This window comes from Mesorhizobium sp. M7A.F.Ca.MR.362.00.0.0, from assembly GCF_004023175.1.
GTDB lineage: Bacteria > Pseudomonadota > Alphaproteobacteria > Rhizobiales > Rhizobiaceae > Mesorhizobium.
In genome coordinates this window covers 14,195-28,142 of sequence record NZ_RZTF01000011.1, presented here as the reverse complement: position 1 = coordinate 28,142, position 13,948 = coordinate 14,195, and the positions used below count along the sequence as shown (strand labels likewise).

At 63.4% G+C, this 13,948-nt stretch carries 13 protein-coding genes; 10 read left to right on the top strand and 3 right to left on the bottom strand.

Annotation, left to right across the window (positions count from 1 at the left end; all coding sequences use genetic code 11):
- Nucleotides 1–9 precede the first annotated feature (9 nt).
- The gene (locus tag EOC06_RS03155) at nt 10–2,265 is read right to left on the bottom strand and encodes a hypothetical protein (protein WP_164762606.1); all 2,256 of its coding nucleotides are present in this window, start codon (nt 2,263–2,265) and stop codon (nt 10–12) included.
- A 213-nt stretch (nt 2,266–2,478) separates the two neighbouring features.
- Between EOC06_RS03155 and dnaK the strand changes: the two genes are divergently transcribed.
- The 3 genes from dnaK to pmtA all read left to right on the top strand — a co-directional run bounded on the left by dnaK (nt 2,479) and on the right by pmtA (nt 6,510).
- Complete coding sequence (gene dnaK, locus EOC06_RS03150; protein ID WP_023810872.1) at nt 2,479–4,395, top strand: molecular chaperone DnaK; 1,917 nt, start codon at nt 2,479–2,481, stop codon at nt 4,393–4,395.
- A gap of 212 nt (nt 4,396–4,607) precedes the next feature.
- Nucleotides 4,608–5,738: a molecular chaperone DnaJ gene (gene dnaJ / locus EOC06_RS03145; RefSeq protein ID WP_023810873.1), complete on the top strand. Its 1,131-nt coding sequence runs from the start codon at nt 4,608–4,610 to the stop codon at nt 5,736–5,738.
- Between the two features lie 166 nt (nt 5,739–5,904).
- Entirely contained in the window at nt 5,905–6,510 is a 606-nt protein-coding gene (gene pmtA / locus EOC06_RS03140; RefSeq protein WP_027040201.1) for a phospholipid N-methyltransferase PmtA, read from the top strand.
- 327 nt (nt 6,511–6,837) lie between these two features.
- Here the strand turns inward: pmtA and EOC06_RS03135 are convergent, their stop codons facing one another.
- Nucleotides 6,838–7,776 (bottom strand): tyrosine recombinase XerC, encoded by a 939-nt coding sequence (locus EOC06_RS03135; protein ID WP_127270058.1) that lies wholly within the window; start codon nt 7,774–7,776, stop codon nt 6,838–6,840.
- Between the two features lie 400 nt (nt 7,777–8,176).
- Here EOC06_RS03135 and rimM point away from each other — a divergent pair, with 400 nt between their 5' ends.
- Nucleotides 8,177–8,776: a ribosome maturation factor RimM gene (gene rimM / locus EOC06_RS03130; protein ID WP_127330189.1), complete on the top strand. Its 600-nt coding sequence runs from the start codon at nt 8,177–8,179 to the stop codon at nt 8,774–8,776.
- Nucleotides 8,773–9,477: a tRNA (guanosine(37)-N1)-methyltransferase TrmD gene (gene trmD / locus EOC06_RS03125; RefSeq protein ID WP_128307061.1), complete on the top strand. Its 705-nt coding sequence runs from the start codon at nt 8,773–8,775 to the stop codon at nt 9,475–9,477. The genes rimM and trmD overlap by 4 nt, the downstream gene beginning before the upstream one ends.
- Here the strand turns inward: trmD and EOC06_RS03120 are convergent.
- Nucleotides 9,459–10,211: a sulfite exporter TauE/SafE family protein gene (locus EOC06_RS03120; protein ID WP_127267362.1), complete on the bottom strand. Its 753-nt coding sequence runs from the start codon at nt 10,209–10,211 to the stop codon at nt 9,459–9,461. The two genes, trmD and EOC06_RS03120, sit on opposite strands and share 19 nt — an antisense overlap.
- Nucleotides 10,212–10,539: 328 nt before the next feature.
- Between EOC06_RS03120 and rplS the strand changes: the two genes are divergently transcribed.
- The 5 genes from rplS to EOC06_RS03090 all read left to right on the top strand — a co-directional run.
- Complete coding sequence (gene rplS, locus EOC06_RS03110) at nt 10,540–11,091, top strand: 50S ribosomal protein L19 (protein WP_013528861.1); 552 nt, start codon at nt 10,540–10,542, stop codon at nt 11,089–11,091.
- 156 nt (nt 11,092–11,247) lie between these two features.
- The gene (locus tag EOC06_RS03105) at nt 11,248–11,661 is read left to right on the top strand and encodes an organic hydroperoxide resistance protein (protein ID WP_127267363.1); all 414 of its coding nucleotides are present in this window, start codon (nt 11,248–11,250) and stop codon (nt 11,659–11,661) included.
- The gene (locus EOC06_RS03100; protein ID WP_128307060.1) at nt 11,658–12,167 is read left to right on the top strand and encodes a MarR family winged helix-turn-helix transcriptional regulator; all 510 of its coding nucleotides are present in this window, start codon (nt 11,658–11,660) and stop codon (nt 12,165–12,167) included. The genes EOC06_RS03105 and EOC06_RS03100 overlap by 4 nt, the downstream gene beginning before the upstream one ends.
- A 177-nt stretch (nt 12,168–12,344) precedes the next feature.
- On the top strand, nt 12,345–13,142 hold the full coding sequence (locus EOC06_RS03095) for a basic amino acid ABC transporter substrate-binding protein (RefSeq protein WP_127382870.1): 798 nt from the start codon (nt 12,345–12,347) through the stop codon (nt 13,140–13,142).
- A 66-nt stretch (nt 13,143–13,208) separates the two neighbouring features.
- The coding region (locus EOC06_RS03090) for an amino acid ABC transporter permease (RefSeq protein WP_245469301.1) at nt 13,209–13,948 on the top strand (740 nt) is incomplete at its 3' end.

The following is a 13,948-nucleotide window of genomic DNA, read 5'->3' as shown; positions in this document are numbered from 1 at the left end:
TTCCCCTCCTCAACGTTCGCAGCTGACGGCTGGGGTTCGGAGCGGCAAGATCATCTTGCAGCAAGGGTAGTAGCCACCCTTGTCCTTGTCGGACTTCCTGTAGAAGCAAAGTCCAACATCCACTCTGTCGCCCGGATAGTGGCCGGTGATGTCGACCGTGTAAGGCTTGCCGGGCGCATGCGACTGGGATGATGTCACCCCGACGCCTGGCGTCCTGGACTTTGTCTCATTGGAAGGTTGGGCCTTGATCGAATCGCCGCCGAAGCCGGCATGGTCATGGAGATAGAGATCGGCCTGGAGGCCGCGAGGCGTACAGTAATACCTGATATCCTCGACATCGATGCACGGAGGCAGGTTGCCGGGTGGTGGGAAATCCGGCGGGTAGAAGGGGGGCAGGTAGCCGCCCGGGATTTCCTCGTAATAGCCGGCGCGGCCCTCGCAAGGATGCCAGACGGCAACGTCGCCGACATGGCCCTCGACCTCCGGATCTTCGAAATAACCGTCGAAGTCGACGAACCAGGAGCCGAAGGGCGGCACGTTGGCCGGCTTGACCAGCTCTTTCGGCGTGATCTGGACGCCATGCACGGCCAGCGGCCCGCCGGCGGCGAGCCGTTCGGCGAGTGAAGGATTGTCGCGCAGCTTGTCGCCTGACTTGACCAGCGTCTGCGTGCAGACCGATGTGTCGAGATTGCCGTCGGAATCATAACCATATTGCAGGTCGAGACCGCCGGCGGCCTGCCGGTTGCCCTGCGGGAAACCGACCGCATATTCCTGCGGCACTTCGACCCAGACCGATTCCGTCTCCGGATCGTCCGGGTTCTCTCGGAAGTAGCGGATGACCTCGCCTTTGCCGGAATCGGCGAATTGGCTGTAATCGTAGCGGTTCTCGACTGGGCCGCGCTGGGCCAGGTACATGAAGCCGCTATTGTCGAAGGCGATGTCGGTGACGGCGTAGTCCTTGTCGGCCTTGACCGTCAGTTCCCAGCGCGGGTCGCCGACAAAACTGCCGTCGCGGGCGATGCCCACCGACCAGATTTCCGACTTTTCGCCGACCGAGTAGTAGAGCCGGCCGCCATGGTAGGAGACGCCCCAGACGCGGCGCTCGTCCTGCGTGTAGCCCCAGCTGTCGGGGTCTTCGCTGTCGAAGGTCGCTCCCTTTATGTCCATCACCGAACCGTCGTCGGCGACTGGAGCAAGCCCATGCGCGGGACGGCCGGCAACGCCGTGATCGAAGCTGTCGATCAGCCTGCCTTCGGCATCGATGCGATGGATCAGGCCGGTATCGAGATCGGACGCGAAGAACTCGCGGTGAGTGGCGTCGAAAGTGAGATTGCCGATGCCGGGACCGCTGTTGGTGTCGATGTCGGCGAATTTGGAGACCTGGCCGGTGATGCCGTCGATCTTCCAGACGGTGCCCGGCCCGCCGCCGTTTTCGGTGCCGAACTGGCCATCCATGAAGATGGCGCCGGCAGCGCCGCGGCGCTGCCGCTCGGGGCGGCCGTCATCGTCGGCGTCCGGGGTGACGATACGGATGCCGTGCAGCGAGGTGGCGCCGGCATAGAGATTGGGAATGCCCGTCGGAACGCCGTCGCGCACGCCGTCATCGTAGGTGACGCCGAACACCTGGCCGACCTGCTCCGCCGTCACCTCGAAGGGCGGTGGCGTGTTGACGAGCTGGCCGGTGGCTGGTCCGCCCAGTTGCGAGACGTCGAAGACGCGCAAGGTGGCGCGCGTGGTGTCGATGAAGGTTTCGTCGACCGGATCGACGCCGGGCGGCAGTCCCTCTTTTTCGGAATCAGGGGGGTCGAAATTGGGAATGATGGTGCCGGAAAATCCGGTCACCGCCATCGAACCGGGATAAATGATCCGGGTTTCCTGCGCCTGCGCGGCGCCCAGCCACAGGCCGAGTGCCAGCAACCCGCCTGGATGCGCAGCGCGGCGCAAGCCGCCAGCAAGAGACGACACGAACGAGCCGCGGATGCGAGACATGACACTACCCCCCGTAGTCGACGGGAGAACGTCGGGTCTGGCCGCGCAAATCAGGGCAAGGCGCGGCGGTCCGGCTCGTTCTTCCCTGATCGAATTGTCTGCTTTCCTCAAGATGACGATACGCCTGCTCTTACGCAGGGTCAACGGAATCAACAGAAAGCCCAGCGCATCGACCTCGTCCCGAAGGCGGTGGTCGCGCCGAGCTCCTGTTGTTCCCGGAGACCTGGGAGTCTCTGGGTTATTGGTCATGGGGGCTTCCTTTCCGGGCCGCACCATGCGGCACCTGGAGATCAGTCGCAGGCGGAGGTGGAAAGGTTCATGGAAGCCTTGCGCAGAATGCTTGCGCGCGATGCCGCCTGTTCTTATATACGCGCCAAGCCGTTCGGCGCCGGAATGCCGGTTGCCGGAACGGGATTTCTTGTGAACAGGGGCTTTCGTCGGAACGCCTGTACGGGTCCTGATAGCCTGCTTAGCGGAGAGACTAGAAAAATGGCAAAAGTAATCGGTATCGATCTCGGCACCACCAACTCGTGTATCGCCATCATGGATGGCAAGGAGCCCAAGGTGATCGAGAATGCGGAAGGCGCGCGCACGACGCCTTCCATCGTCGCCATTTCGGGCGACGACGAACGTCTGGTCGGCCAGCCGGCCAAGCGCCAGGCGGTCACCAATCCTGAAAACACCATCTTCGCGGTCAAGCGCCTGATCGGCCGCCGCTATGACGATCCGGTGACGGAGAAGGACAAGAAGCTTGTCCCCTACAAGATCGTTAAGGGCGACAATGGCGATGCCTGGGTCGAAGCCGGCGGCAGGAAGCAGTCGCCCTCGCAGATCTCGGCCATGATCCTGCAGAAGATGAAGGAGACGGCGGAAGCCTATCTCGGCGAGAAGGTCGAGAAGGCGGTCATCACCGTTCCAGCCTATTTCAACGACGCCCAGCGCCAGGCGACCAAGGACGCCGGCAAGATCGCCGGCCTTGAAGTGCTGCGCATCATCAACGAGCCGACCGCGGCAGCGCTTGCCTATGGCCTCGACAAGAAGGAAGGCAAGACCATTGCCGTCTATGACCTTGGCGGCGGCACGTTCGACATTTCGGTGCTCGAAATCGGCGACGGCGTGTTCGAGGTCAAGTCGACCAATGGCGACACCTTCCTCGGCGGCGAGGATTTCGACATGCGCCTGGTCGAATATCTGGCGGCCGAGTTCAAGAAGGAACAGGGCATCGACCTGAAGAACGACAAGCTTGCCCTGCAGCGCCTCAAGGAGGCGGCTGAAAAGGCCAAGATCGAGCTGTCGTCGACCACCCAGACCGAAATCAACCTGCCCTTCATCACCGCCGACGCGACCGGGCCGAAGCACCTGACGCTGAAGCTGACGCGCGCCAAGTTCGAGCAGCTGGTCGACGACTTGGTCCAGCGCACGATTGCCCCTTGCAAGGCGGCTCTCAAGGATGCCGGCCTGAAGGCCGGCGAGATCGACGAAGTCGTCCTGGTCGGCGGCATGACCCGCATGCCCAAGATCCAGGAGATCGTGAAGCAGTTCTTCGGCAAGGAGCCGCACAAGGGCGTCAATCCGGATGAAGTCGTCGCTCTCGGCGCCGCCATCCAGGCCGGCGTGCTGCAGGGCGACGTCAAGGACGTGCTGTTGCTCGACGTGACGCCGCTGTCGCTCGGCATCGAGACGCTGGGTGGCGTGTTCACCCGCCTGATCGAACGCAACACGACGATCCCGACCAAGAAGAGCCAGGTGTTCTCGACGGCCGAGGACTCACAGTCGGCCGTGACCATCCGGGTCTTCCAGGGTGAGCGTGAAATGGCCGCCGACAACAAGGCGCTCGGCCAGTTCGACCTGGTCGGCATCCCGCCGGCGCCGCGCGGCGTGCCGCAGATCGAGGTCACCTTCGACATCGACGCCAACGGCATCGTCAACGTTTCGGCCAAGGACAAGGGTACCGGCAAGGAGCACCAGATCCGCATCCAGGCATCGGGCGGTCTTTCGGACGCCGACATCGAGAAGATGGTCAAGGACGCCGAGGCCAACGCCGAGACCGACAAAAAGCGGCGTGCGCTGGTCGAGGCCCGCAACCAGGCCGAAGCGCTGCTGCATTCCTCGGAGAAGTCGCTGAAGGAATATGGCGACAAGGTTTCGGAAGGCGAGCGCACGGCGATCTCCGACGCGATCGCGGCGCTGAAGACCGCGACCGAAGGCGACGACCCGGCCGACATCGAAGCCAAGAGCCAGGCGCTTGCCGAGGCTTCGATGAAGCTTGGCCAGGCCATGTACGAGGCTTCGCAGAAGGAAGCGGCGGAAGCCGACGCCAAGGCGGATGCCGCCAAGGACAGTGACGTTGTCGACGCCGATTTCGAGGAAATCGACGAGGACGATGACAAGAAGAAGTCGGCCTGAACCGTTTGACGGCAAGATAAAGCGAAAAGCCCGGCGAAGGCCGGGCTTTTTTGCAACCCCTTGCAGAAAAACAGCGGGCCTTGCTGAAAAAATGCAGGCAAAGCCGCGTCGACACTGGCATCCCCCTTCCATCGCACCTAAATCGAAGCGTCAGTGCCGGCAAGAGACGCAACAATGCTTCAAGACGTTGAGCATCCGGACAGCGGGAAAAAATGAAAGCTGATTTCTACGAGACGCTGGGCGTCCAAAAAGGCGCCGACGAGAAGGAGCTCAAGAGCGCTTTCCGCAAGCTTGCCATGCAGTTCCATCCCGACCGCAACCCCGGCGATCATTCCTGCGAGCACAAGTTCAAGGAAATCAACGAAGCCTACGAGACGTTGAAAGACCCGCAGAAGCGCGCGGCCTATGACCGCTTCGGCCACGCCGCTTTCGAACAGGGCGGCATGAATGGCGGCGCGCAAGGTTTTGGCGCCGGCGGTTTCGCCGATATCTTCGAGGACATTTTCGGCGACATGATGGGCGGGCGCCAGCGCCGTTCGTCGGGCGGCCGCGAACGCGGCGCCGACCTGCGCTACAACATGGAAATCACCCTGGAAGAGGCTTTTGCCGGCAAGACCGCGCAAATCCGCGTGCCGGCGTCGATATCGTGCTCTGAATGTTCGGGCAGCGGCGCCAAGCCCGGCACCCAGCCCGTCACCTGCTCGATGTGCAACGGCCACGGCAAGGTGCGCGCCACGCAAGGCTTCTTCTCGATCGAACGGACCTGCCCGCAATGCCAGGGGCGCGGCCAGACGATCAAGGATCCGTGCCCGAAATGCGCCGGCCAGGGCCGCGTCACCGAGGAGCGTTCGCTGTCGGTCAACATCCCGGCCGGCATCGAGGACGGCACCCGCATCCGCCTTGCCAATGAGGGCGAAGCCGGCCTGCGCGGCGGGCCCTCGGGCGACCTCTATATTTTCCTGGCGGTCAAACCGCACGAGTTCTTCCAACGCGACGGCGCCGATCTGTATTGCAAGGTGCCGATCTCGATGACCACGGCCGCCCTTGGCGGCTCCTTCGAGGTGACGACGCTGGACGGCACGCAGACCAAGGTCAAGGTGACCGAGGGCACCCAGAACGGGCGCCAGTTCCGCCTCAAGGGCAAGGGCATGCCTGTGCTGCGCCAGCCCAATATCGGCGACCTCTATATCCAGACCGCAGTCGAGACGCCGCAGAACCTGACCCGCCGGCAGCGCGAACTGCTGGAGGAGTTCGAACAGCTCTCCTCGCAGGACAATTCGCCTCAATCGAGCGGCTTTTTCGCCCGCATGAAGGATTTTTTCGAGTCCTTCGGCGAACGTTGATGCACTTTGGCCAGCCTAAGCCGATTGCAACGCGTAAATCCTTGAATCGCGTCACCCCTTGAGACGCGACGAAAATTATCTTATCCACGACATGCGTCCGGCCGCGCCTTGCCTAGCACCGCTCAGGTGCTAAGTAACTTTGCGGGGAGCGCTGAGGAGAGCTTGCATGACACGTGGCCCTGGACTGCGGAAGGCGCTTGTCGAAAAGTTCGACGACGAACTCAAATTCTTCAAGGGCTGGATCGACAAGCCGAAGACGGTTGGCTCGATCGTGCCGACCAGTTCAATCACCGCGCGCAAGATGGCCTCGATCGTCGATCCTAAATCCGGCCTGCCGGTGCTCGAGGTCGGTCCCGGTACCGGCGTCATCACCCGCGCCATCCTCGCCCAGGGCGTACGGCCCGAAAACCTCTACGCCGTCGAATATTCCACGGATTTCGTGCGCCATTTGCGACGACTCTATCCCGGCGTCAACGTCATCGAGGGCGACGCCTTCAACCTCAACGCCACGCTTGGCGACAAGAGCGGGATGATCTTCGATTCCGTCGTTTCCGGCGTGCCGCTGCTCAACTTCCCGGTCGCCCAGCGCATTGCCTATATCGAGAGCCTGCTCGACCGCATCCCGGCCGGACGGCCGATCGTGCAGCTGACCTATGGCCCGATGTCGCCGATCCCACCCGGCCGTGGCAATTATACGGTCAAGCATTTCGATTTCATCCTCCGCAACATCCCGCCGACGCAGCTGTGGATCTATCGGCGCGAGGCGCATTAGTTTCTCAGCGCAGAACCGCTCAGCGCCTCGCCAGTGGTCGCCGCATACCTTGGCATTTGGCGTAAACATCCATCGCTTCGTCATCCACGGGCGGAGCAAGGAGCGCAGCGACGCGGCGCAGACCCGAGGATCCATGCCGCGACTTCCGAGTGCGCGCCACGGTGCAGAATTCTGTTCCGCTACACTCTACGGTCAAGGTCACGGAATGGATCCCAGGGTCTCCGCGACGGAGCTTCGCTCCTGCTTCGCCCAGGGATGACGACGTTGGGGAGGCTTTCGGCCAATGGTGAACGTTTGGCCACCGATACTATGCGACGCTACTGGCGTTCATGCCCGTGGATGGGCTGATTCGTAAATCTCGAGCAGCCTCGCGGTGTCGACGCCGGTGTAGATCTGCGTCGTCGACAGGCTGGCATGACCCAAGAGCTCCTGGATGGTGCGCAAATCGCCGCCGCGGCCGAGCAGATGCGTGGCGAAGGAATGGCGCAGCGCATGCGGCGTCGCGGTATCGGGCAGGTTGAGCGCCGAGCGCAGCTTGGCCATGTCGCGCTGGACAATGGCCGGGTTGAGCGGACCGCCGCGGGCGCCGCGAAACAACAGGCCCTTGGGGTCGAGATGGTAGGGGCAGAGCCGGCGATATTCGGCGATCGCCCTGAGCGCCACCGGCAGCACCGGCACCAGGCGCGTCTTGCCGCCCTTGCCGGTGACGCGAAGCACCGTGTCGGCCGCCGACGCCAGATCGGCGCCGGCGAGGCCAAGCGCCTCGGAAATGCGCAGGCCGGAGCCGTAGAGCAGTGTCAGCACGGCGGCGTTGCGCGCTGCGATCCAGGGTTCCTCCGCCAGTTGGCCTTCAATGGAAACAACATGCTTGGCATCGCTCGCTGTCAGCGGCTTGGGCAGCGATTTGGGTTGGCGCGGCGCGCGCAGTGCTGCCGCCCCGGCCGCATTGGCGAGGCCGCGCCGCTCGAGGAAACGCAGCAGCGAGCGGATGCCGGCGAGACCCCGGCCGAGCGTGCGGGCACCGGCACCGGCATTGCGCCGCGCCGCGAGAAAGCCGCGCAGGTCGGCCGGGCGCAGATCGGCGATGTCCGAAATGCCGGGCGAGCCGCCACAATGGCCGGTGAGGAAATGCAGGAACTGGCGCGTGTCGCGCTCATAGGCTTCCACCGTCTTGGGCGACAGCCGACGTTCTCGCGCGAGCATCTTCAGCCAGCTTTCGCGCGCCGCCTGGAGATCGGGTTTGGCCGGGATCAGGAATTCCTGCATGGCGGCATTTTCGGGTATTCGGGTTAGGAAGCGGTGAAGAGCCGTCATTGAAATGACAGCCGGCTGAGGTTAGGAGACCATCGATTGGTGGCAGGTGACTACCTTGGTGATTGGCTGAAATGCCCGCCCCCTTCGTCATCCTGGGGCGGAGCAGGAGCGAAGCGACGTCGCGGAGACCCCAGGATCCATGCCGTGACCTGCGAGCGTTGCTGCGTTACAAGTCTGATAGCTTTGCGGTGGAGACCACGCGAAGTGTTTGCAAATAAAGAGTTGGCAGGAACGAGACTCGTGACCCTTTCTGAACTGCCGTGCTTTTTGGTCGCCGTAACGGAATGGATCCTCGGGTCTGCGCAGTCGCTTCGCGCCTGCTCCGCCCGTGGATGACGAAGGTAAAAGCGCCATGAGCAAGCCCCAGAACCCTGTCCAGATGGCCGTGATCGGCGCCGCCCATGGCATCAAGGGCGAGTTGCGGGTGAAGACCTTCACAGGTGAGCCGCTGGCGCTGGCCGATTACGGGCCGCTCTACGCCAGGGACGGGCGCGCCTTCCAGATCGTCGACATCAGGCCTGCCAACACCGTCGTCGTGGTCCGCTTCAAGGGCATTGCCGACCGCAATGCGGCCGAGGCGCTGGCAGGCACGGAGCTGTTCGTCGACCGTTCGATGCTGCCGGACGACGGCGAGGAAGACGAATTCTACCATGCCGACCTCGTCGGCCTCGAAGTCCGCGACGACACGGCTGCCGTGCTTGGCAAGGTGGTCGCGGTGCACAATTTCGGCGGCGGCGATATTCTCGACGTGACGCTGGGCGGGCGCAAGGGCGTGCTGATCCCGTTCACACAGGCCGCCGTGCCGCAAGTGTCGATCGCCGAGGGTTTTGTCCGTGTCGATCCGGCGGCTGCCGGGCTGGTCGACGACGAGGATGGCGATGGCCCGCGCGAGGAAGACTTCGATCCGAAGGGCCGGCCGCGCGGACCGAGCGATGCCGGGGGCAACCGGTGAGTTTTTCCGCTTCGGTGCTGACGCTTTACCCCGAAATGTTTCCCGGCGCGCTCGGCCTGTCGTTGGCCGGCCGGGCGCTGGAGGCCGGGACGTGGTCGCTGGAGGCGATCCAGATCCGCGACTTCGCCCCCGACCGCCATCGCACCGTCGACGACACGCCCGCCGGCGGCGGCGCCGGCATGGTGATGCGCGCCGACGTGCTGGCGAAAGCCATCGACCATGCTTCGCCGGAAGGCGATGCGCGGCCTCGGCTGCTGATGAGCCCGCGCGGCAAGCCGCTGACCCAGGCGCGTGTGCGCGAGCTGGCCGCTGGGCCGGGTGCCGTCATCCTGTGCGGCCGCTTCGAAGGCGTCGACCAGCGGGTGATCGACGCGCGGGGATTGGAGGAAGTCTCCATCGGTGATTTCATCCTCTCGGGTGGTGAGCCGGCAGCGCTCGTTCTGCTCGATGCGGTGGTGCGGCTGTTGCCCGGCGTGATGGGCAACGCGGTGTCGGGCGAGGAGGAGAGTTTCGAAAACGGCCTGCTCGAACATCCGCACTATACGCGGCCGCAGGAGTTTGAAGGCCGCGAGATACCCGAGGTGCTGGTCTCGGGCAATCACAAGAAGATCGCCGCGTGGCGTCGGACGGAGTCAGAGGCGTTGACGAAAGAGCGGCGTCCGGATTTGTTGGGCGCCGCCGCTCACCCTTTCCAAAAGTAATAGAAAGCCAGAAACAGACCGACAGCGACGACGAAGCCGCGCACCGCGTTTTGTGGCACGCGCTTGGCGATCCAGACGCCGGCATAGCCGCCGAGCGCGCCGCCCGGGATCATGATGATCGCCTGCGGCCAGGCGACGACGCCGCCCGAGACGAAGACGACGATAGCGACCGCCGCGATGACCATGGCCAGCATGTTCTTCAGCGCGTTCAGCCGGTGATAGTCGCCGGCCTGGGTGAGGCCGAGCGTCGCCAGCATCATCACGCCCATGCCGGCGCCGAAGAAGCCGCCATAGATGGCGGTGAGAAACTGCGCCAGGGAGCCGGCGAGTGAGCCCACCGCCGCTTCATGACCGGGCTTCGGCACTGGTTTCAGCCAGGGGCCGGCTGCGAACAGGGCTGTCGCGGCCAAGAGCAGCCACGGCACCAGAGCGCGAAACGACGGATTGTCGAGCGCCAAAAGGATCAGCGCGCCGGCCAGTGCACCCACGGCCGAAATCAGGCACAGCAGCAGCGCGCCGCGCCAGAAGTGCCTGATATCGGCCGAGTAGGCGAGGGTCGAGGTGATGTAGCCTGGAAATTGCGTCACCGAGGAGGTGGCGTTGGCGACGATCGGCGGCAGGCCGACCAACGTCATGGCGCCGAAGGTGATGAAGGTGCCGCCACCGGCGACCGCATTGGCGGCGCCTGACAGAAAGCCCGCCAGAAACAGCAGGATGGCATCGAAGACAGACATGAATTGCGGCCGCTCAAAACTGTGTTATTTCAGGCTTAGAAAGCCTGAACGACCGGCGCAACCCGGCACGGCAGGATTACGATGGTGCCATGAGAGCAGAAAATGCGCGCCCAAGGCGTGACAAAGCGGCGAAATAGCTGTATGTGCCCGCCCGTGCCGGCCAGAAAGAATCTGCCGGACCCGTCAACAATGACGGTGTAGTCGCCCCTGCCTGATGTTTCAAAGACAAATGTCTTGGAGACAAAAGGCATAGCCAAGCGGTCAATGGAACTGCAAGGCGAGTGTCGGACGCTCTGACTGTCGGAAGAACAAGAAGTGGACTTTTGAGATGGATATTCTCCGTCAGCTCGAGGCCGAACAGGCCGCCAAGATCGAAGCCAAGCGCAAGCTTCCCGAATTCCAGCCCGGCGACACCGTGCGCGTCCAGGTCCGCGTGACCGAAGGCACCCGCACCCGCGTCCAGGCCTATGAGGGCGTCGTCATCGCCCGCGCCGGCGCCGGCTTCCAGGAGAACTTCACGGTTCGCAAGATTTCCTACGGCGAAGGCGTCGAGCGCGTGTTCCCGGTCTACTCGCCGATGGTTGAAGGCGTCGAAATCGTTCGCCGCGGCAAGGTGCGTCGCGCCAAGCTCTATTACCTGCGCGATCGTCGCGGCAAATCGGCCCGTATTTCGGAAAACACCGGCGTGCGCGCCCGCAAGCTGAATGATGAGGAGCGCGATGCGCTGAACGCCGAGAAGGCCCGCATCGAGGCCGAGAAGGTGGCAGCAGCCGAGGCCCTGGCCGTCGAGAAGGCCGCCCAGGACGCCGCCGAGAAGAAGGCCGCCGCCGAGGCCGAAGCAGCAGCCAAGGCCGCCGCGGAAGCGACCCCCGCCGAATAAGGTTTTCGGACATCCCATTCAAAAAGGCGGCTTCGGCCGCCTTTTTTCGTTTCACCAGACTGTGAACGCTTTCAGCGCCAGACACAGGAGCCGGCTGTTGACGGCGCATTACATTGTGCACTAAATAATCGTGCACAAGGTAATTGGAGATTTGATATGGCACTCTACACCACACAGGCTCACGTCACCGGCGGCCGCGCCGGTCATGGCGAGACCAGCGACGGTCTGCTCAAGGTCGATCTGGCAATGCCCAAGGAGCTCGGCGGGCCGGGGGGCGCCACCAATCCTGAGCAACTGTTCGCAATCGGCTATGCCGCCTGCTTCGAAAGCGCCATCCGCTTCGTCGCGCGCAAACAGAAGCTGTCGCTGACGGATGCCGGGGTAACCTCCACCGTCAGCCTGCTTCCCAATGGCGAAGGCTTTAAGCTCGGCGTCGCGCTCGCGGCGGAAACGAAAGGCCTTGATCAGGCGGCGGCGGAAGCGCTTGTATCGGAGGCGCACAAGATCTGCCCCTATTCCAACGCCATCAGGGGCAATGTCGACGTAGCGCTTTCGGTAAAGGCGGCATGACGGAAAAGACGACAAAGAGCACCAGCGACGTCCCGGCGGAGGCCATCGGGACGTTTCACGTTCCGCGGCTCGACCAGCAGCTGTGCTTCGCGCTCTATTCGGCAAGCGGGCTGATGACGAAGCTCTACCGCCCGCTGCTCGATCCGCTCGGCCTGACCTATCCGCAATATCTGGCCATGTTGGCGCTGTGGGAACGAGCTCCAAGCACGGTTGGCGAGCTTGGCGAAGCGCTTGGGCTGGATTCGGCGACGCTGACGCCGCTGCTCAAGCGGATGGAGGCTGGCGGACTGGTCACACGCCGGCGCGACCCCGCCGACGAGCGCCGGGTTATGGTCGAGCCGACAGCGAAGGGCCAAGCGTTGCGTGAGCAGGCTAAAAGCGTGCCGGCGGCGATGCTTTGCAACCTGCCGCTGGATGCCGACGAGTTGAAATCCCTGCACAGCACCCTGACGCGGTTCGTCTCCGGCTTGCGCAAGGCAGGTGCCGGCATCGCGAAGCGGAGCTGATCGCTGCCGCGACGCCGTTCATTCCTGAATCCCGGAAATGAAGGCATCGGAATCCGCTTTCGCGCGTCCTGACGCAGCGGAGCGTCTTGCATGACGCCTGCGGAAAGCTAAAGTCGGCGCCGGATTTTCCTGCAAGCCCGGCCATGCCCGGGTCCGTCAATTTCCGGGGAGTGTGTCATGACCAAATCGAAACTGCTGCTGGCAGGCCTGCTTGCCCTCGTCCTGACGCCCGTTGCCGCCTTCGCGCAGGCGCTGCCCGACCTCGGCGGCAAAAAGGTGGTGGTTGTGACCGAAAACGCCTATCCGCCGCTGCAGTTCATCGATGCCAAGACCGGCAAACAGATCGGCTGGGAATATGATGCGATGAACGAGATCGCCAAGCGGCTCAATTTCACGGTTGAGTACCAGAACACTTCCTGGGATGCGATGATCCAGGCGGTTTCCGACAACCAGTACAACATTGGCATGACCGGCATCACCATCAAGGACGACCGCAAGGAGAAGGTGGATTTCTCCGACCCCTATATGCGCTCGGAACAGTTCATGCTGGTGCGCGGCGATGAGAGCCGCTTCACTGACGCCAAGACCTTCGGCGACTTCAAGGACGGGCTGATCGGCGCGCAGGCCGGCACCACGCCCTTCTACACCGCCGTCTATAGCGTGCTCGACGGCAATGAGCAGAACCCGCGCATCAAACTGTTCGAAACCTTCGGCGCGACCGTGCAGGCACTGAAGTCCGGGGACGTCGATGTCGTTTTGACCGATGGCACCGCTGGCAAAGGCTATGTCGACGCCTCCGAGGGCAAACTGAAACTGATCGGCGGGCCGCTCGGCACCGAGGATTTCGGTTTCATTTTCCCCAAGGGTTCCGACCTGGTGAAGCCGATCAACGCGGCAATCGCTGCGTTGAAGGCGGACGGGACGTTCGATGCGCTGAACAAGAAATGGTTTCTCGATTACAAGATGGGGCAGTGATTTCGCGCTGACTTCGCGCTTGAACGCCCCCCTCTGCCCCCACGTCTGCTTGGCCGGCATCGCCTGATGGCAACGCCTTCCTCTTCGTCCAAAGCCGACTTCCCCTGGTGGCTCGTCGTTGCCGCAGCCCTCGCCATCGCGGTGGCCGTCTTCGTCGCCACCAGCAACCTCTATGCCCAGGTGTTCGCCACGGTCGCCAAGGGCATCGGCGTCACCATCTTCGTCACCGTGATCGCCTTCGTGCTGGCGTCGGCCATTGGGCTCGGCATCGCGCTGATGGGAATGTCCGGTTCGCGCTGGCTGCGCCAGATCGCGCGCTTCTATGTCGAGATCGTCCGCGGCGTGCCGATCCTGGTGCTGTTGTTCTGGATCGCCTTTGCCGGCGCGCCGGCCTTCGTCGCGGCCTGGAACGCGCTGACCGCGCCGCTGCAAAACGCCGGCCTGTTCGGCGAGCTTTTGGTGCGCGACGTGTCGCTGCTCTGGCGCGCCATCATGGCGCTGACCATCGGCTATTCGGCTTTCATCTCGGAGGTTTTCCGGGCCGGCATCCAGGCGGTGGAGAAGGGTCAGATCGAAGCGGCGAAGGCGCTTGGGCTGACACGCGCGCAGCGTTTCCGGCTGATCGTGTTCCCACAGGCAATCCGCACCATCCTGCCGCCGCTCGGCAATGATTTCGTCGCTTTGGTCAAGGATTCCTCGCTGGTCTCGGTGCTCGGCGTTGCCGACATCACGCAGATGGGCAAGGTCTACGCCGCCGGCTCCTTTCGCTTCTTCGAGACCTATTCGATAACGGCCTACATCTATCT